Origin of the sequence: Pantoea sp. GbtcB22 (genome assembly GCF_019091025.1) — a bacterium.
In the GTDB taxonomy this organism is placed as follows: Bacteria; Pseudomonadota; Gammaproteobacteria; order Enterobacterales; family Enterobacteriaceae; genus Pantoea; species Pantoea leporis.
On record NZ_JAGXKB010000003.1, the window covers coordinates 428,637 to 447,884 of the forward strand.

The 19,248-nt window shown below is 56.7% G+C and carries 18 protein-coding genes; 11 read left to right on the forward strand and 7 right to left on the reverse strand.

Annotated elements, in window-relative coordinates; all coding sequences use genetic code 11:
* Nucleotides 1-7 precede the first annotated feature (7 nt).
* The 3 genes from tal to ampH all read left to right on the forward strand — a co-directional run bounded on the left by tal (nucleotide 8) and on the right by ampH (nucleotide 4,353).
* Nucleotides 8-958 (forward strand): transaldolase, encoded by a 951-nt coding sequence (tal, locus tag KVT28_RS13560; RefSeq protein ID WP_101763551.1) that lies wholly within the window; start codon nucleotides 8-10, stop codon nucleotides 956-958.
* 69 nt (nucleotides 959-1,027) lie between these two features.
* Nucleotides 1,028-3,037 (forward strand): transketolase, encoded by a 2,010-nt coding sequence (tkt, locus tag KVT28_RS13565; protein WP_101763550.1) that lies wholly within the window; start codon nucleotides 1,028-1,030, stop codon nucleotides 3,035-3,037.
* 146 nt (nucleotides 3,038-3,183) lie between these two features.
* Complete coding sequence (gene ampH, locus KVT28_RS13570; protein WP_101763549.1) at nucleotides 3,184-4,353, forward strand: D-alanyl-D-alanine-carboxypeptidase/endopeptidase AmpH; 1,170 nt, start codon at nucleotides 3,184-3,186, stop codon at nucleotides 4,351-4,353.
* 92 nt (nucleotides 4,354-4,445) lie between these two features.
* On the opposite strand, the gene KVT28_RS13575 is transcribed toward ampH, so the two are convergent.
* The gene (locus KVT28_RS13575) at nucleotides 4,446-5,519 is read right to left on the reverse strand and encodes a DUF1176 domain-containing protein (protein ID WP_110866507.1); all 1,074 of its coding nucleotides are present in this window, start codon (nucleotides 5,517-5,519) and stop codon (nucleotides 4,446-4,448) included.
* Nucleotides 5,520-6,007: 488 nt separating this feature from the next.
* Here KVT28_RS13575 and KVT28_RS13580 point away from each other — a divergent pair, with 488 nt between their 5' ends.
* Genes KVT28_RS13580 through KVT28_RS13615 form a run of 8 tightly spaced genes read left to right on the forward strand, consistent with a single transcriptional unit; the run spans nucleotide 6,008 to nucleotide 13,934 of the window.
* Nucleotides 6,008-6,838: a DeoR/GlpR family DNA-binding transcription regulator gene (locus KVT28_RS13580; RefSeq protein WP_101763547.1), complete on the forward strand. Its 831-nt coding sequence runs from the start codon at nucleotides 6,008-6,010 to the stop codon at nucleotides 6,836-6,838.
* Between the two features lie 12 nt (nucleotides 6,839-6,850).
* Entirely contained in the window at nucleotides 6,851-7,834 is a 984-nt protein-coding gene (locus KVT28_RS13585) for a substrate-binding domain-containing protein (RefSeq protein ID WP_217548943.1), read from the forward strand.
* Between the two features lie 2 nt (nucleotides 7,835-7,836).
* Nucleotides 7,837-9,342, forward strand: a complete 1,506-nt coding sequence (locus KVT28_RS13590) for a sugar ABC transporter ATP-binding protein (protein WP_217548945.1) — start codon at nucleotides 7,837-7,839, stop codon at nucleotides 9,340-9,342.
* Nucleotides 9,335-10,324 carry an ABC transporter permease gene (locus tag KVT28_RS13595; protein WP_101763545.1) on the forward strand — a complete coding sequence of 330 codons (990 nt, stop codon included), beginning with the start codon at nucleotides 9,335-9,337 and terminating at the stop codon, nucleotides 10,322-10,324. The genes KVT28_RS13590 and KVT28_RS13595 overlap by 8 nt, the downstream gene beginning before the upstream one ends.
* A 16-nt stretch (nucleotides 10,325-10,340) precedes the next feature.
* On the forward strand, nucleotides 10,341-11,390 hold the full coding sequence (locus KVT28_RS13600) for an ABC transporter permease (protein ID WP_101763544.1): 1,050 nt from the start codon (nucleotides 10,341-10,343) through the stop codon (nucleotides 11,388-11,390).
* Nucleotides 11,390-12,082, forward strand: a complete 693-nt coding sequence (gene alsE, locus KVT28_RS13605; protein WP_061717928.1) for a D-allulose 6-phosphate 3-epimerase — start codon at nucleotides 11,390-11,392, stop codon at nucleotides 12,080-12,082. Before KVT28_RS13600 ends, alsE begins: the two co-directional genes overlap by 1 nt.
* Nucleotides 12,079-12,972 (forward strand): allose kinase, encoded by an 894-nt coding sequence (alsK, locus tag KVT28_RS13610; RefSeq protein WP_101763543.1) that lies wholly within the window; start codon nucleotides 12,079-12,081, stop codon nucleotides 12,970-12,972. Before alsE ends, alsK begins: the two co-directional genes overlap by 4 nt.
* Nucleotides 12,972-13,934 (forward strand): ribokinase, encoded by a 963-nt coding sequence (locus tag KVT28_RS13615; RefSeq protein ID WP_101763542.1) that lies wholly within the window; start codon nucleotides 12,972-12,974, stop codon nucleotides 13,932-13,934. Before alsK ends, KVT28_RS13615 begins: the two co-directional genes overlap by 1 nt.
* Before the next feature lie 103 nt (nucleotides 13,935-14,037).
* Here KVT28_RS13615 and nudK read toward each other — a convergent pair whose 3' ends face one another.
* From nudK to napF, 6 genes are all read right to left on the reverse strand, one after another.
* The gene (nudK, locus tag KVT28_RS13620) at nucleotides 14,038-14,616 is read right to left on the reverse strand and encodes a GDP-mannose pyrophosphatase NudK (protein ID WP_101763541.1); all 579 of its coding nucleotides are present in this window, start codon (nucleotides 14,614-14,616) and stop codon (nucleotides 14,038-14,040) included.
* Between the two features lie 230 nt (nucleotides 14,617-14,846).
* Nucleotides 14,847-15,431 carry a cytochrome c-type protein NapC gene (gene napC / locus KVT28_RS13625; protein WP_101763540.1) on the reverse strand — a complete coding sequence of 195 codons (585 nt, stop codon included), beginning with the start codon at nucleotides 15,429-15,431 and terminating at the stop codon, nucleotides 14,847-14,849.
* A gap of 7 nt (nucleotides 15,432-15,438) precedes the next feature.
* Nucleotides 15,439-15,870 (reverse strand): nitrate reductase cytochrome c-type subunit, encoded by a 432-nt coding sequence (gene napB / locus KVT28_RS13630; RefSeq protein WP_101763539.1) that lies wholly within the window; start codon nucleotides 15,868-15,870, stop codon nucleotides 15,439-15,441.
* A gap of 11 nt (nucleotides 15,871-15,881) precedes the next feature.
* The gene (gene napA / locus KVT28_RS13635; RefSeq protein WP_101763538.1) at nucleotides 15,882-18,368 is read right to left on the reverse strand and encodes a nitrate reductase catalytic subunit NapA; all 2,487 of its coding nucleotides are present in this window, start codon (nucleotides 18,366-18,368) and stop codon (nucleotides 15,882-15,884) included.
* Nucleotides 18,365-18,643: a chaperone NapD gene (locus KVT28_RS13640; RefSeq protein WP_101763537.1), complete on the reverse strand. Its 279-nt coding sequence runs from the start codon at nucleotides 18,641-18,643 to the stop codon at nucleotides 18,365-18,367. The genes napA and KVT28_RS13640 overlap by 4 nt, the downstream gene beginning before the upstream one ends.
* Nucleotides 18,633-19,103: a ferredoxin-type protein NapF gene (napF, locus tag KVT28_RS13645; protein WP_101763536.1), complete on the reverse strand. Its 471-nt coding sequence runs from the start codon at nucleotides 19,101-19,103 to the stop codon at nucleotides 18,633-18,635. The genes KVT28_RS13640 and napF overlap by 11 nt, the downstream gene beginning before the upstream one ends.
* Between the last annotated feature and the right edge of the window lie 145 nt (nucleotides 19,104-19,248).

Here is a 19,248-nt window from a genome sequence, read left to right on the forward strand (position 1 = left end):
TTAAGTGATGAACCAGCTAGATGCATTGAAACAATACACCACCGTGGTGGCGGACAGCGGCGATATCGAATCCATTCGCCATTACAATCCAGAAGACGCGACCACCAACCCCTCATTGATTCTGAAAGCCGCCGGTCTTGAGGGTTATAAACATCTGATTGATGACGCCATCGACTACGCGAAAAAACAGGGCGGCAGCAAAGAGACGCAAATCATCAACGCCAGCGACAAAGTGGCGATCAACCTCGGTATGGAAATTCTGAAAAGCATACCGGGCCGTGTTTCGACCGAAGTGGATGCGCGCCTCTCCTTCGATCGTGGCATGTGTGTCACCAAAGCCGAGAAGCTGGTGCGTCTGTATGAAGAGCACGGCATCGACCGCTCACGCATTCTGATCAAACTGGCGTCAACCTGGGAAGGCATCAAAGCCGCCGAGGAGCTGGAGAAAAACGGCATTCAGTGCAACCTGACGCTGCTGTTCTCCTTCGCTCAGGCGCGTGCCTGTGCCGAAGCCGGTGTGTTCCTGATCTCGCCATTTGTTGGCCGTATTTACGACTGGTACAATACCCGCAAACCGATGGATCCGTATGTGGTTGATGAAGATCCGGGCGTGAAATCTGTGCGCCGTATCTACGATTACTACAAGAAGCACCGTTACAGCACCGTCATCATGGGCGCCAGCTTCCGCAAAGTGGAACAGATTCAGGCGCTGGCCGGCTGTGACCGTTTGACCATTTCCCCTAACCTGCTGGAAGAGCTGGCCAACAGCGACGCGCCGCTGGAGCGTAAGCTGGAGCCATCAACCGAAGGTTTCCATCAGCCGGCTTCACTTTCTGAAGCGGAATTCCGCTGGGAACACAATCAGGATCCGATGGCGGTAGAAAAACTGTCAGACGGCATCCGTCAGTTCGCCGTCGACCAGCAGAAACTGGAAGACGTGCTCTCTTCTCGTCTGTAATCCGCACTCACTCTTATGGCGGATGGGCATTTGCTCATCCGCTATCGCCAAATCACAAGGGAGAACCTTATGTCTTCACGCAGAGAGTTGGCTAACGCAATTCGTGCACTCAGCATGGATGCGGTACAAAAAGCAAATTCCGGGCACCCAGGTATGCCGATGGGCATGGCAGATATCGCCGAAGTGTTATGGCGCGATGTGTTGAAACACAATCCCAACAATCCGGCGTGGGCCGATCGTGACCGCTTTATTCTTTCCAACGGTCACGGCTCGATGCTGCTCTACAGCCTGCTGCATCTCACCGGCTACGACCTGCCGATGGAAGAGTTGAAAAACTTCCGTCAGCTGCACTCTAAAACGCCGGGGCATCCCGAACTCGGTTACACGCCAGGCGTGGAAACCACCACCGGTCCGCTCGGCCAGGGCCTGGCCAACGCGGTAGGTTTAGCGATTGCCGAACGCACGCTGGCGGCGCAGTTTAACCGTCCCGGTCACGACATCGTCGATCACCACACCTACGTGTTTATGGGCGATGGCTGTTTGATGGAAGGCATCTCGCACGAAGTGAGCTCGCTGGCCGGCACGCTCGGCCTCGGCAAACTGATTGGCTTCTACGATCACAACGGCATCTCCATCGATGGTGAAACCGAAGGCTGGTTCACCGACGACACGCACAAACGTTTCGAAGCCTACAACTGGCACGTCATCGGTAGCGCAGAAGGTATCGACGGCCACGATTCGGCAGCGATCGCTGCGGCGATTAAAGAGGCGCAAAGCGTTACCGACAAGCCGTCACTGATTATCTGTCGCACCACTATCGGTTTCGGCTCGCCGAACAAAGCCGGTAAAGAGGAGTCGCACGGCGCGGCGCTGGGCGAAGAAGAAGTGGCGTTGACGCGGCAGAAACTGGGCTGGCACTATCCGCCGTTTGAGATCCCGAAAGAGATTTATCAGCAGTGGGATGCCAAAGAAGCGGGCGCGCAGCGCGAGAAATCCTGGGATGATAAGTTTGCCGCTTATAAAGAGGCACACCCCGAGTTGGCGCAGGAGTTTACCCGTCGTCTGAGCGGTGAAATGCCGGCTAACTGGAGTAGCGAAGTGCAGAAGTTTGTTGAAGAGCTGCAGGCTAATCCACAGAAAATCGCCAGCCGTAAAGCCTCACAAAATACGCTGGAAGTGTTTGGCAAGCTGCTGCCGGAATTCCTCGGCGGCTCAGCGGATCTGGCACCCAGTAACCTCACCATCTGGTCGGGCTCAAAATCGATCAAAGAGGATACTGCCGGTAACTACATTCACTACGGCGTACGTGAATTTGGTATGACGGCGATCGGCAACGGCATCGCGCATCACGGCGGCTTCGTGCCATACACCGCTACCTTCCTGATGTTCGTCGAGTACGCGCGTAATGCGGTGCGCATGGCGGCGCTGATGAAGGCGCGTCAGGTGCTGGTCTATACGCATGACTCCATCGGCCTCGGCGAAGATGGTCCGACACACCAGCCAGTTGAGCAGATTGCCAGCCTGCGCGTTACGCCAAACATGAGTGTGTGGCGTCCGTGCGATCAGGTGGAAACCGCCGTGGCGTGGCAAGCCGCCGTTGAGCGCCATCATGGGCCAACCGCGCTGATCCTGTCGCGTCAGAACCTGCTGCAGCCAGAGCGTAGCAAAGAGCAGGTGGCGAATATTGCGCGCGGTGGCTATGTGCTGCAGGACAGCAACGGCACGCCGGATGCGATCATCATCGCCACCGGTTCGGAGATTGAAATCGCGCTGGGCGCGGCAGATAAACTCACCGCTGCTGGCCACAAGATTCGCGTGGTTTCGCTGCCGAGCACCGACGTGTTTGATAAGCAGGACGTTGCGTATCGCGAATCGGTGCTGCCATCCGGCGTGAAAGCGCGCGTGGCGGTCGAAGCCGGTATTGCTGATTACTGGTACAAGTATGTTGGTCTGGATGGCGCGATTGTCGGTATGACCACCTTTGGTGAGTCAGCCCCCGCCGGCAAACTGTTCCCGGAATTCGGTTTCACCGTCGAGAACATCGTCAGCCATACTGAAGCTTTACTCAAGCCGCACTAATCGATCTGGCCCTGCGTCATTTTGGCGTAAGGGCCATTTTTTGATCACAGCCTGAAACAGAAAAAAATCCGCCCTGCCCCCTTCACGCCTCGCGCAAACTGATTACTATAAGCTTTCCTCCGATTCTTATAGCGGACGCTTTCCCGTTGAAAAAACGTACTCCTTTTTTACTGGCCTTAATGGTTACAGTGCTTCCATTAAAAAGCATGGCGCAGTCGTCGCCCGATCCGCTGTTGGCATCGCAAATTGTTGATCGCTACGCCGAGCACATTTTCTATGGCAGCGGCGCAACCGGCATGGCGCTGGTGGCGATTGATGGCAATCAGCGGGTTTTCGCCAGCTTTGGTGATACGCGCCCCGGCAACAACGTGCGTCCGCAGCCCGATTCGGTGATTCGTATTGCCTCGCTCAGCAAGCTGATGACCAGCGAAGTGATGGTGAAGATGGCCGAACGCGGTCAACTGCGTCTTGACGATCCGCTGAGCAAATACGCGCCGCCTGGCGCGCGCGTGCCAAGCTATAACGGCCAGCCGATTCGCCTGATTAACCTCTCCACCCACACCAGCGGCCTGCCGCGCGAGCAGCCCGGCGGTAAACCGCATCGTCCGGTGTTTGTCTGGCCGACCAAGTCCGATCGCTGGCAGTGGCTGAGCGGAGCGGCATTAAAGGCCGCGCCAGGCACCAATGCCGCCTATTCAAACCTGGGCTTTGATCTGCTGAGCGATGCGCTCGCCAAAGCGGCGGGCATGCCCTATCCAGCACTGTTCCAGCAGTTGATAACGCGTCCGCTGGGCATGAAAGACACCACCTTTACGCCGTCACCGGATCAGTGTCAGCGTCTGATGATTGCCGAGAAAGGTGCCAGTCCGTGTAACAACACGCTGGCGGCCATCGGCAGCGGCGGCGTTTACTCAACGCCAGACGATATGGGCCGCTGGATGCAGCAGTTCCTTAACTCGGCGGTGAATCACCGCACGCCGCAAATTGATCGCCTGCAAACGCTGATTTATCGTCGTGACCAGCTAACCAAAGTGGAAGGCATGGATGTGCCGGGCCGCGCCGATGCGCTGGGCATGGGTTGGGTCTATATGGGGCCGAAGGAAGGTCGTCCGGGGATTATTCAGAAAACCGGCGGTGGCGGCGGCTTCATTACCTATATGGCGATGGTGCCGCAGCACAACGTCGGCGTGTTTGTGGTGGTGACTCGCTCGCCGTTAACGCGTTTCACCCCGATGAGCGATGGCGTGAATAATATGCTGACCGAGCTGGTGGGCAATCAGTCGGGTTCACCGATGACGGTGCAAGCCATCCGCTAACTGGGTTGTGGTGCAGGCTGTAGCGGCGCAATTCATTGCGCGATAAATCGCGCCGCTACGGAATGTGCAATGATTTAATGCTGCACGTGGTATTAACGCGACTGCGCCGGATTTTGCGATTCAGTGACCCAGAGTGTTGGCCAATCCTCACTGCTGTGCCACGCATCGCAGGTCTTCTCTTCCGCATACTCCGCCAGCACAAACTCGTTGCCGTCATACTGCCAGCGCGTTGCCACGCCGCAATCCCCCAAACCACGTCCTTTACTGAAGGTGTAGAGCAATCCATGGCTGGCATCAAATTCCGCGTTCACCAACTCCAGCTGATTATCTCCGCGTGACGGCGGCGTAAACGGCAGCGTTAAGCTCAGACCGCGCGACACATAAGGCTGCGTGCGCGTCACTTCAAAGGCCAGATCGATCACGTTATACGCACCGGTTTCGCAGCTGATCAGCAGCAGCGCTTTGCTGTCGGTCAGCGGCGACACGCTCACTTCACGCCGCAGTGGATCGAGCGAGCAGTTATCGGTATTCACCCGCCAGGTACCAAAATCAATTAAACCGCTGGTCTCTTCCTGCGTCAGCGGCGGCGGCGGCGGTAATGGCGAAGGTAACGCCGGCAACGCTGGCTGCGGCGGTACATCCCACTGCACGCGGTCGCCACGCTTCACCCAGGCGCTGGCACCGTTGACGCGGCCCTGCACGTCATCCATCAACAGTAATGCCGCCTTCATACCGCTGAGCGGAATGGTGGCGTTGGCTTTATAGGTCAGCTGCAGATTTTGCGCATCCAGCGTCTGCGCCAGAAACTCGTCGATGGCGATAGCATTACTGGTCGCCAGATGATGCGGTTCCACCGTCCAGTGTTTAAGGTCTGGTGTGAGACGGCGTTGATCGAGTAGCAGGTTATCCTTGAGCGGGCCGCCCGGCAGCTCACCGCTGTAGGCGCTGCCGTAATCAATACGCAGCAAGGGACGATCGTTGACGCCAGCATGACGTGAGAGCGTCATTACTAAGCCGTTGTCACCGGGAAAACTGCGTGCCACGCAAAAAGCCGCGTTGTTACAGGTCAGTTGCCAGTCGGAAAATGACTTTTGCAGTGGCTGAGCCTGAACGCACGCGACAAAAAGAAAGGGCAATAAAAGCAGTAACTTCATCCAATACGACATCAAAAAATCGGTCCCCAAATTCCTGGAAAGAAAATAATAGCGCAACGGGAACGCTGTCAGCAGGCCTAAACTGTGAGCCGGCCCTAAAAGCGAGGTTAACCGCTGAAAAAGCCGTCACCTGTGGCGAACGGGTACTGGATGGGGCAAGCGCTCATCATCCGTTTTGACCGATTACTGCTCAATCGGATTCGTCGGACTCTTGTTAACTCATCACAAAACGGTCAAATACACACAAACGGTCATAAGCGGTCATGTTAGGTTAAATCCATGTTTTGGATTTGCAACGCGCGTAGAACGCGGATTTCGCGCCATTAGGCTTATTTAAGTGAGACATATCACTTAATTTTGATAACCAGACATCTCATTTACATATAAGAAAGATCCAGATCACTCTAATCAGCTAAGGCGTTTTGGTGACTGTGGACTCGTGCGCAGCCCACACTTTCCAAATGCGCTATCCAGTAATTTATAGCCATCGGAGGTTAGTTATGTTGCCGATTGAAAGACAGCAGCGAATTATTGACGAATTAAATTTAAATGGTCGGGTCATTGTCGCTGAATTAGTCACGTTATGTCAGGTTTCACAAGAAACTATTCGGCGTGATTTAACGCAGCTGGAGAAACGTGGTCTGTTACAACGCAGTCACGGTGGTGCGGTACCAGCAAAACGACAGGCCGCCAACATTCAGGGAAATACGCGAGGTGTTAACGAGTATGAATTATCTTTCCGCCAGAGAGTCAATGAACATGTTGATGCAAAAATGGCTATTGCCAAACGCGCACTCGATTTCATTAGCCCCGGCGATTGTATATTACTCGATAGCAGCACCACTTGCTGGTATTTAGCGCGACAGCTGCCGGATATTGAATTAACGGTATTAACCAATTCCATCAGGATTGTGCAAACCCTTGCGGCGCGCGGCAGCATCCGCACCATCTGTCTGGGGGGAGAATATTCTGACCGTTATGAAGATTTCCACGGCGTCGTCGCCGAGCAACCGCTCAGGGAATTTCAGATCAATAAGATCTTTTTCTCCTGTAGCAGTTTAGGCAATGACGGTTATTTACGTGAAGGTAACGAAAACAACGCACATTTAAAACAGCAAATGTTATTAGCAGCGGAAAGAAAACATCTGCTGCTGGACGGAAGTAAATTCCTGCGGCCCTCATTCGCGCGTATTTGTCATTATCGCGATGTGGACTTTCTCATTACTGACCAATTAAAAGACAAAGAGCTGGAACAAGAATTAGCGTGGAACGGCGTCAATATTATTGATTGCTCCCAGCGCAGCCATTCTATGCAGCTAATAAAAAATTAAATCGGAGTCTTTATGAAAAAACATCTTATCGCCTGTTCTCTGCTCGCCCTGTTTGCCGCCTCCGGCGCGCAGGCTGCTGACAAATTACGCATGGGCATCGTGGTGAAAATTGGCGGTATTCCGTGGTTCAACGCCATGGAAGCGGGCATCAAGAGTGAAGCAGCGAAACGCGGCATTGACGCGTGGATGGTGGGACCAACGGCGGCCGATCCGGCTCTGCAGGTGCGCGCTATCGAAGATTTGATTGCCCAGAAGGTCGACATCATTGGCGTGGTGCCGAATGACCCGAAAGTGCTGGAACCGGTGCTGAAGCGCGCCCGTGATGCTGGCATTGAAGTGATCACCCACGAATCGCCGGATCAGAAAGGCGCTAACTGGGACTTCGAACTGGTGGATGCGCCGACGCACGGCATCAACCATATGAAAGCGCTGGCGAAATGCATGCATGGAGAGGGCAAATACGCCATGTACGTCGGCAGCCTGACCGTGCCATTGCACCAGCAGTGGACCGACGCCGCGCTGAATTATCAGAAAGAACACTATCCGAAGATGCAGATGGTCACCGACAAGTTTGGCGTCGGCGAATCGCTGGATGACTCGATTCGCACCACTAACGAACTGATGTCCAAGTATCCGGATTTGAAAGGAATTATGGCCTTTGGTTCACAAGGTCCGATTGGCGCCGGTCGCGCGGTGATGAACCGTAACAAGATCGATCAGGTCTGCGTAATTGGCGCCTTTAGTCCTGGCCAGGGCGCATCGCTGGTGCAGCGTGGCGCGATCAAAGGCGGCTACATCTGGAATCCACAAACCGCAGGCGAAGTGTTCGTACGTATCGCCGACATGATGCAGAAGAAAGAGCCAATCACCGACGGAATGACCATCGAGGGTTTGGGCAAAGTGAAAGTTGACGAGGCGACCCACACCATCCTCGGCAACAACACCGAAAGCCTGGACAAAGAGAACCTGCCAAAACTGGTGAAAATGGGGCTGTAATAATGAATGAGGTGATCCCACAGACGCTGATTGCGCTCGACAACCTGTCGAAAACATTTGGTGGCAACCGCGCACTGAGCGATATCTCGCTGACCTTACTGGCTGGCGAAGTGCACTGTCTCGCTGGCACCAACGGCTGTGGCAAGAGCACCTTAATCAAAGTCATTTCCGGGGTGCACGCCCCGGATAGCGGCAGCCGCATCACGCTGGGCGAAGGCCCGAGCTTTCCGCGTCTGACCACTCGCCAGGCGCGTGACTTCGGTATCCAGGTGATTTATCAGGATCTGTCGCTGTTCCCCAACCTTAGCGTGGCGGAAAACATCGCATTCGAGCACAACCTGAATAGCCTGCTCGGCTGGCATCGCAAAGCCAAACTGCGTGAAACCGCGCAGCGCATCATTGATGAACTGAAGTTTGAACTCGATCTCGATGAGAAAGTGGCGTCGCTGTCGATTGCGCAGCGTCAGCAGGTGGCGATCTGCCGCGCGCTGGTCGCCGATGCGCGGCTGGTGATCATGGATGAGCCGACGGCGTCGCTGACGCGCACCGAAGTGAATCAGCTGCTGCGCACCGTGCGTTACCTGAAAGACAAAAACATCTGCGTGGTGTTTGTCAGCCATCGACTGGATGAGGTGCTGGAGATCTCAGATCGCGTGACGGTGATCCGCGACGGCCGCAAAATGGGCTGCTGGCCCGCAAAAGCGATGACGCCGCACCATCTGACCGAACTGATGACCGGCCTGAAGCTCGACTATCAGCTGAAAACGCCGACGCGCCATGACGATCGCCTGATCCTCGAAGTCGAAAAACTGACGCGCGCCGGACAATACAATGACGTTAATTTCAAACTCTATCAGGGCGAAGTGCTGGGCCTGTGCGGCCTGCTGGGCTCGGGCCGCACCGAACTGGCGCTGTCGCTGTTTGGCATGACCAAACCCGACAGCGGCAAGATCTGGCTCGACAGCAAACCGGTGCGCTTCCGTGGGCACGAAGATGCGATCAAAGCCGGCATCGGCTACGTCTCCGAAGATCGCTTAACCCTGGGTTTGGTGCAGCAACAATCGGTGGCCGACAACATGGTGCTGCCGATTCTCGACAAGCTGCAAAACCGTTTCCACCTGATTGATGAATACCGCAAGAACAAGCTGATCCTGCAGTGGATTCAGCAGCTTGGCGTGCGTGTTGCCGATCCCAATCTGGCCATCTCCACGCTCTCCGGCGGCAACCAGCAGAAAATCGTGCTGGCGAAATGGGTGCTGACCCAGCCGCGCATCCTGATCCTCGATTCGCCCACCGTTGGCGTGGATGTCGGCGCTAAAGCCAGCATCTATCAGCTGATTCATCTGCTGGCGAAAGAGGGTTTGTCGATCATCCTGATTTCCGACGAAGTGCCGGAGGTTTGGTACAACTGCGACCGCATCCTGCACTTCCGTGATGGCACCGTTCATGCCGAATACCAACCCGATACCGTTGAGCAACAGCAGCTGGCGGAGGTGATCAATGCCTGATTTTTCTCGTTTACGTCCGAGCTCCAGCCAGGGCTGGCTGGCCTGGGTTTTGCTGGCGTTCATTGTGTTTTTCTCTGCCGCCAGCGATCAGTTCCTGACGGTGCAAAACCTGCTGGATCTGGCAGAAAGCTACGCCGTGACCGGCATCTTTGCCCTCGGCCTGTTTGTGGTGCTGGTGACCGGCGGCATCGATATCTCCTTTGCTGCGGTGGCGTCGGTGGTGCAATACCTGATCGCCTCGCTGTTTGTGCAGTTCCAGTTTGATAACGCCCTGCTCAGCATCCTGCTGGCGGTGGTGTGCGGCACGCTGTTTGGCGTGATCAACGCCCTGCTGATCACCACGCTGCGAGTCGTCTCAATCATCATCACCATCAGCATGCAGTCGCTGCTGTTTGGCCTGTTGATGTGGGTAACCGGCGGCAAAAGCCTCTATTCGCTGCCGGACTGGTGGATCACGCTGCGCAGCGTGCTGCCATTCACCTGGCAAGGCAACAGCTTCCAGATTGGCTTGCCGCTGGTGACCATGCTGGTGATTGCCGGACTCACCGCGCTGCTGCTGAACAAAACCAATCTCGGTCGCCAACTGTATGCGGTGGGCGGCGATGCGGAATCGGCGCGCCGCATCGGTATTCGCGTCGGTCTGATTCATGTCTTCGCCTATGGCTGGCTGGGTGCCATGGCGGCGATCGGCGGCTTGGTGCAGGTCTATCGCATGGGCGAAGTGGTGCCAAATGCGCTGGTCGGCGGCGAGCTGGATGTGCTGGCCGCCACGGTGCTGGGCGGTGCCAGCCTGATGGGCGGCAAAGGCACGGTGAGCGGCACGCTGATGGGTGTCTTTCTTATCGCCATCCTGAAGAACGGCCTCAACCTGATTGGCGTCTCCAACTACTTCATGAACATCGTGGTGGGCGGCGTGATCATGGTGGCTATCGCCGTGACTCACTACAAAAAACGTAAAGAAACTGATGTCAGTTTCGTCTAACGGGAGCCGCATCAACATGAAATCACTCTCTGCTCTGCGTCCGGACGGCACCAATATCGGCCTGATGCTGTTAATCGCGCTGGCGCTGGCGATCTTTACCGTCATGTTGCCGGGCCGCTTTCTCACTGATTCGACCTTTATGAGCATGGCATTTCAGCTGCCCGAACTGGGCTTGCTGACGCTGGCGATGTTTATCGCCATTCTCAGCGGCGGACTGAATCTGGCAATCATCGCCACCGCCAACCTGACGGCGCTGTTTATCGCCTGGACGCTGATGCGCGCCCTGCCCGCCGATGCGGGAACCGGTATGCAACTGTTGTGGCTGTTCATCGCCATCATCGGCGCGATGCTGATTGCGGCGGTGATCGGCGTGATTACCGGCGTGATGGTGACGCGCATCGGTGCGCACCCGATTCTGGTGACGCTCGCGACCATGATGACGCTGAACGGTATCGGCATCTGGCTGACCAAAGGCGCGGCCGTGAGCGGCATGCCGTCGGTGGTGCAGGCGCTCGGTTCCAACACGCTGCTCGGCGTTCCGCTGCCGCTGTGGGTGTTCCTGTTTGCCGCCGCGCTGCTGGCGCTGTTCCTCGGCAAAACCCGCGCCGGTAAATGCATCTATATGGGCGGCAGCAACATCAACGCCACCTGGTTTAGCGGCATCAATACGCATCGCATGGTGATTCTGGTGTACGTCATCTCCAGCCTGCTGTGCGTGTTGGCCGGTTTGATCATGATGGCGCGCTTCAACTCGGCGCGTATGGGTTACGGCGATGCGTATCTGCTGCTGACGGTGCTGGCCATCATCCTCGGCGGCACTGACCCGAATGGCGGATTTGGTCGCGTGACCGGCGTGGTGCTGGCGTTGATCGCCCTGCAAGTGCTCTCCACCGGCTTCAACCTGATGAACATCAGCCAGCACGTTAGCCTGGCAATGTGGGGCGCGGTGCTGATTGTGGTGTTGGCCTTCAAACAATTCAAAACTCGCTTTAACGAACATCGTGCCGTCAAGCTCAGCAAACTGGCGGCGGCGCTTAACCCTTTGACCGAAAAAAAGGAAGTATGATGCGTATTCAAGTCTCCCCGTCGTTGATGTGTATGAATCTGATGGAGATCAAGCACCAGCTCGCCGTGCTGGACTCCCGCGCCGACTTCCTGCATATCGACATTATGGATGGTCACTACGTGAAAAATATCACGCTGTCACCGTTCTTTATTGAGCAGATTCGCCCGTTCACCAAAGTGGCGCTGGATGTGCATTTGATGGTCGAGCAGCCCACCGATTTCATTGAAGTGATTGCCAAAGCGGGTGCCGATTACATCTGCCCGCACGCCGAAACCATCAACCGCGATGCATTCCGGGTGATCAATATGATCCGCAGCTTCGGCAAGAAAGTTGGCGTGGTGCTTAATCCTGCTACGCCGGTCTCCTTTATTCATCACTACATTCATCTGGTGGATAAGATCACCGTGATGACGGTAGATCCAGGCTACGCCGGACAACCGTTTATTCCGGAAATGGTGCAGAAGGTACAGGAGCTGAAAGCGCTGAAGCAGGCCAACGGCTATCAATATCTGATTGAGATTGACGGTTCCTGCAATACCCGCACCTACAACACGCTGGTCGGCGCGGGTGCAGAAGTGCTGATTGTCGGCACCTCCGGCCTGTTCAATATTCATGACGATCTGGAAACCGCCTGGAATATGATGCGCGAAAGCATTGATGAGGCTCAGGGATTGGCGCAGGTATCCGCATGAAAAAATGCTGGCTCGGTATCGACATTGGCGGCACCGGCACACGTCTGCAGCTGATGGAAGAGGAGCGCGTTTGGTCGAGCTTCCGGAAAGTGCCGACGGCCAGCTGGGCGCAGCAGCCTGATGCACTTAACGCGTTGGGCCAGTTAATCAGCGAAACGCTGGAGCAGCAGCCAGTTAGCGGCGTGATGCTCGGGTTACCCGGCATTCTCAGCCGCGACCGCCAGCAGGTGATTTCGCTGCCGTTTATTCAGGCGCTGGACCAGCAACCGGTCGCCGCGCGGCTCACCGAACGCCTTGGCGTACCGGTGGCGATGGACAAAGATGTTAACCATCTGATGCTGTGGGATTTACTGCAGCTGGAGCAGCTGCCCGACAGCGCGGTGGGTTTGTATCCCGGCACCGGCATGGGCAACAGCCTATGGCTTAACGGCCAGTTTTATCATGGTCAACACGGTGGCGCGGGTGAGCTTGGTCATGTGCCTGTTGCCGGCAACGATCTGCCCTGCCCGTGCGGCAATCGTGGCTGTGCGGAAACCGTGACGTCGGGCCATTGGCTGAGTCGCTGGGCGAGCACCCATGTGCCGGAAACCAACATGTCGGCGCTGTTTACCCAGCATCGTGAGCATCCGGAGCTGCAGGCTTTTGTACAGCGGCTGGCGCAACTGATTGCCACCGAGATGAACATCCTCGATCCGGAATACCTGATTCTGGGCGGCGGCGTGCTGGCGATGGCGGACTTCCCGCTGGCACAGCTGCGCAGCCAGATTCAGCAGCATCTTCGTCCACCCGCCACGCGTGAGGGTTTGAAGATCGTGTTTAGCCAATCCACCGACCACACCGGTTGTCGCGGTGCCTGTTTAGCCGCCGAACGTCTGTTCAGGAGTGCATGATGAAAGGAAAAGTGTGTGTGTTTGGCTCGTTCAACCTCGACGTAGTCGCGGTAATGAACCGCTTTCCGATGCCGGGCGAATCGCTCACCGCCCATACCAGCATGATGGGACCGGGCGGCAAAGGCGCGAACCAGGCGACGGCCGCGCTGCGCGCCGGCGCGCGCGTGCACTATATCGGTAAGATTGGTAATGATGACTTCGGCATGTTTGCGCGTCGCCATCTGGAAAAGACCGGTTTCGATGCCATTACCTTGTTTACCTGCAAGGAGAAACCGACCGGCAATGCGCTGATTTATGTCGCCGGGGACGATGCCGAGAATATGATTTCAGTCTATCCCGGCGCGAACACCACCGTAACAGCCGCCGAGGTGACGCGCTGCCAACCCACCGTTGCGGCAGCCGATATTCTGCTGGTGCAGCTGGAGAATAATCTCAGCGCCATCCAGCGCATGATCGACAACGCGCGCGCCGGTGGCACCTTTGTGATTATGAATCCTGCGCCGTGGCAGAAGGTCACCGATGCGCTGCTGGCAAAAGTGGATTTGCTGACGCCTAACAGCACCGAAGCGATGCAGCTGACCGGCGTGAAGGTCACCGACTTCGCCAGCGCGCAGCAAGCCGCAGAGAAGCTGCATCGCAAAGGGGCGCGTCAGGTGATTATTACGTTGGGGGTTTGCGGTGCGTTGCTGTCAGTAGCAGACCAGCCGCCGCTGCGTATTCCGCTGTTCCCGGCTCAGCCGCTGGATACCACCGGCGCGGGCGATGCGTTTAATGGCGCACTGGCGGCGCGGCTGGCTTCCGGCGATGAACTGCCACAGGCGGCGCTGTTTGCTTCAGCTTATGCTTCGCTGTGTGTGGAACGCTCCGGTGCAGCGCACTCGATGCCTTCGTATGCCGAAGCGCTGGCAAGATTGCAGGCGTATCCGCAATGTGTCCCGGAAACGTTGGGAGAGTGTGTGTAAGGCAAGATGGCCACACATTCCTTTAGCGGCGCAATTTATTGCGCATTTTCACCTCGATGAAAAGGTCAAAAGAGCGCAATAAATTGCGCCGCTACGGTCAAAACTACGCCTGCAACCAACCGGCGATCTGCGCATGCTGCAGCAGCATAATGGCTTTACCGTCACGAATGCGGCCATCTTTCACCATCGCCAGCGCCTCCGGGAAACTCAGCTCCAGCACGGTAATCTCTTCATCCTCAACGCCACCGCCCTTGTTGGCGCGCTGTGCATCGCTGTATTCCGCGGCGAAGAAGTGGATCAGTTCAGTCACGCCGCCCGGCGACATGTAGGCTTCAAAAACTTTATCGACCTTACCCACCTGATAGCCGGTCTCTTCTATCGCTTCTTTGCGGATGCAATCTTCCGGCGAGTCGTCATCCAGCAGCCCGGCGCAGGTCTCAATCAGTTCGCCACTTTCATTGCCATTGACATAAGTGGCAATGCGGAACTGACGCACCAGCAGCACGCTATTTTTTTCAGTGTTGTACAGCAGGATGGTGGCGCCGTTACCGCGATCGTACACTTCGCGCTTGTGACGCACGACTTCGCCGTTGTTGCGGGTGAGTTCGTAGGTGAAGTTGCGCAGCACAAACCAGTTTTCTGACAGCAACTTGTCTTTGATGATGTTGATCTTTAACGACATAACCGCTCCACTGCTAAATTGAGGGAGCCTGAGATGATAGGCCGAAGCGGCGGGGAAAACTATCTGAATTGTGAGGCCGGTCGCCGTGATGGGCGCTCCTGGCTCAGTGCACAGAGATTGTAGCGGCGCAATGGGTTGCGCGTTAAATCGCGCCGCTACGGATTGTGCAGTGGTTTGATGCGCTGCGGTAGTGATCGGCATTACGCCAATTCATGCCGCGTTGTTAGGCCTCAAAAACCGTTGGGTTGGTCTTTCATATCGGGCAGATGGTGCGCGATACCTTTGTGGCAATCGATACAGGTTTTCCCTTCCTCAACTGCTTTGCTGTGCATCTTCGCGGCCACGGTCTTCTGCGCGGTGAAATCCATATAATCGAAGTTGTGGCAGTTACGACACTCCTGCGAATTGTTGTTTTTCATCCTGCGCCACTCGTTTTGCGCCAGCTTGATGCGATGATCCTCGAACTTTTGCGGCGTATCGATGATGCCGAAAATCTTGGCATACACCTCTTTGCTCGCCTGGATCTTACGCAGCATTTTCGGGCCCCACTCGTGCGGCACGTGACAATCCGGACAGGTGGCGCGCACGCCGCTGCGGTTGTTGTAGTGCACCGTCTGCATATATTCCTGATAGACGTTATTTCGCATCTCATGGCAGCCAATACAGAACTGCTCGCGGTTGGTCATCTCCATTGCGGTATTGAAGCCGCCCCAGAAAATGATGCCGCCAGCAAAGCCCAGAATCAGTAGCGTACCGAGCGCCAGACGGCTCGGACGCCGCCACCAGCGCCAGATGCGCAGAAGTTTCTCTTTCATCATGTCCTCACTTACCGAAGCCGTCAGCCGGTTTGAAGGTGTTTTCCACCACCGGTTTGGCATCGGTTTGCGGTACGTGACACTGCAGGCAGAAGTAGCGACGCGGCGACACGGTGCTGCTCACCAGTCCATCGCGATCGGTGAAGTGCGTTGGGCTAACGCGTGGCGCGCCGGTGGTGAGATAGCTCTGCGTGCCGTGACACTGCAGACAACGGTTGACGTTTTTCGTCACCTGATAGCCATCGACGCTATGCGGGATCACCGGCGGCTGATTCACATAGTTCAACGGCTTGCGGCTCTGCTCTTTGGGCTGATGAATGGTGCCCTGTTGCGTGGCCGTCACTTCCGGTGACTGATTGAGATCGACGCCGTTGTGGGCGTAAACCGTGCCGCCCAGCATCAGGGCGGCCAAAGTAACAAGTGTGATTAAGGGTTTCATTGCATCCTGCCTTAAATTTTTACCAGCTTGACGGCGCATTTTTTGTAATCGGTCTGCTTCGACAGCGGATCGGTGGCGTCCAGCGTGACGTTGTTGGCCAGCACGCCCGCATCAAAGAACGGCATAAATACCAGACCTTTGGGCGGCTGATTGCGACCGCGCGTTTCCACGGTGGCAAGGGTTTCGCCACGACGCGACACCACGCGGACCTTCTCGCCGCGGCGGAAATTGCGCTCTTTGGCATCCAGCGGATGTATATAGAGTAGCGCCTGCGGCACTGCGCGGTGCAGCTCCGGCACGCGACGCGTCATGGTGCCGGTGTGCCAGTGTTCCAGCACGCGACCGGTACAGAACCACAGGTCGTACTCTTCATCCGGCGATTCGGCTGGCGCTTCGTAGGGCAGCGCGAAAATGGTGGCTTTACCATCCGGCTTGCCGTAGAAACGCACGCCTTCACCGGCTTTGACGTAGCTGTCGTAACCTTCGCGATAGCGCCAGCGCGTCTCTTTGCCATCCACCACCGGCCAGCGCAGGCCGCGCGCCTGATGGTAAGCATCGAACGGCGCAAGATCGTGGCCGTGACCGCGACCAAAGCTGGCGTACTCCTCGAACAAGCCTTTCTGGATGTAGAAGCCAAACTCGCGCGCTTCATCATTCAACTGATCATCTGCCACTTCACTCAGTGGGAATTGGTTGACCTGGCCGTTGGCGTACAGCACATCAAACAGCGTTTTGTCGCGCAGCTCCGGATTCTGCGCCAGCAGCGCTTCCGGCCACACTTCCGCTACCTTGAAACGTTTGGAGAAATTCACCAACTGCCACAGATCGGATTTCGCGTCGCCCGGCGCTTTCACCTGCTGATGCCAGAACTGAGTGCGACGCTCGGCATTGCCATACGCGCCCTCTTTCTCCACCCACATCGCAGTGGGCAGAATCAGGTCAGCTGACAAGGCGCTGACGGTGGGATAGGGATCGGAGACTACGATGAAGTTGCGCTCATCGCGCCAGCCCGGCATACGCTCCTGCGTCAGGTTCGGACCGGCCTGCATATTGTTGTTACACATCACCCAGTAGGCGTTGAGCTTGCCATCTTTCAGCGCGCGATCCTGCGCCACGGCATGCAAACCAATTTTGGCCGGCACCGTGCCCTGCGGCAGCTTCCACAGCTTCTCGGCGGTAGCGCGGTGTTTGTCATTATTAACCACCATGTCCGCCGGTAAACGATGTGAGAAGGTGCCGACTTCACGCGCCGTGCCGCACGCCGACGGCTGGCCGGTGAGCGAGAACGGACCGGTGCCCGGACGTGAAATTTTGCCGGTCAATAAGTGCAGGTTGTAGCACAGGTTATTGGCCCACACGCCGCGCGTATGCTGGTTGAAGCCCATGGTCCAGTACGACACCACGTTGACTTTCGGATCGGCATACAGCTCGGCGAGGGCGATGAGTTGATCTTTCTCCACACCGCTCATTGCGCTGGCTTTTTCCACCGTGTACTCAGAGACAAACTTCGCAAACTCGTCAAAGCTCATCGGCGTGGATTCGCCGCTGTCCGGGTTCTTCGCCGAAGCCTGACGCGGATCGGTGGGGCGCAAACCGTAACCGATGTCGGTCACGCCTTTGCGTAGCGTAACGTGATTCTGCAGGAAGGTTTTATCAACCTTGTTGTTCTGAATAATGTAGTTGGCGATGAAATTGAGGATCGCCAGATCGCTCTGCGGTGTGAACACCATCGCGTTGTCGGCCAGCTCAAAACTGCGATGACGATAGGTGGAAAGCACCGCCACTTTGACATTCTCACTGCTGAGACGACGCGCGGTGATACGTGACCAGAGAATCGGATGCATCTCCGCCATGTTCGAGCCCCACAGCACAAAAGCGTCGGCCTGCTCGATGTCGTCGTAGCAGCCCATTGGTTCGTCCATGCCGAAGGTGCGCATAAAGCCCACCACCGCTGAAGCCATGCAGTGACGCGCATTGGGATCGAGGTTGTTGGTGCGGAAACCGGCTTTCATCAGCTTGGAGGCCGCGTAACCTTCCCACACCGTCCACTGACCGGAACCGAACATGCCGACCGAATCCGGGCCGTTGGCTTTCAGTGCCGCTTTGAACTTCTCTTCCATGATGTCGAAGGCTTGATCCCAGCTGACCGGGGTGAACTCGCCCTCTTTGGCATATTTACCGTCGGTCATGCGCAGCAGCGGCTGGGTCAGACGATCTTTCCCGTACATGATCTTCGGCAGGAAATAGCCTTTGATACAGTTGAGACCGCGGTTCACTTCTGCCTGCGGATCGCCCTGCGACGCCACTACGCGGCCATCCTGGGTGCCAACCAGCACGCCACAGCCGGTGCCGCAGAATCGGCACGGCGCTTTTTCCCAGCGAATTGGCGCAGCCAATGAGGTCGCGGCTTTGGTGACGGTGGGAATGGTGAGTCCTGCAGCCGTTGCAGCAGCAGCCGCCGCATTGGCCTTCATAAAATCACGACGACTTATGCTCATGATGCTTCCTTACAAGGTTCTTCAATTTCGTCTTGCTGGTGATAGACCAGCGATACCGCCAACACGCCAGCGATGTTGCGGCTCTCTTCAATATTGCGCAGCAGCGCGGCGCTATCCGTCGCACCCAGCGTCACCGCCAGCGTGCCGCGCGCGGCGTCTTCCGCGGCGATGTCGCAATCGGCAAAGGCCAGCAGCGCACTTTTAACGGCGGGAATCGACGCCGGCCGCGCCTGAATCACCAGGCCGCAGACGTGCCAACTGTTTTCATGGTTCATGATGTAATCCTGTGGCTGAGACCGGGCAAGGCGCGATGCAGGCGCCGCAACCGGTGCAATGCTGCGGAAGGGTTTCAGGCTGTGCGATGCCGTTCGGCATCAGCTGGAAACGGATGGCTTGCTGTTCACAACTCTCCTGGCAGCTGCGGCAGTTCACGCCCAGGAAGGTGATGCAGCGGTTGTCGATGCGAATGCGCTGTGGAAACGGCTCGGTTTCACGCGCGTGGAACAGCGGCTGCGGGCAAGCGTCTATGCACGCGGCGCAAAACGTGCATTCGCCCTGCAGAAAATCGAGGTGCGGCACTTCACCGGCAGCCAAGCGGATGATGTGGGTTTCGCAGGCCGAGACGCATGTGCCGCAGCCATCACAACCCTTCTCTCCCCGCCACCATGGCAAAGCGATGCCGTCAGCAGACGCTACGCGCTGCCCGGTAAAGAGTTCACGTCGCGACAGCGCCATCGGTTCACCTTAAACGGGGGAAAGAGAGATGGTGCGTAAAATAACCTGACTCTAAAGAGGGCTATATCACCCCAAAGGGGTAAATCCCGACGTGGGATCAAGTGAAGGGGAATTGAAATAAAAACGGGGGCCAAAAGGCCCCCGT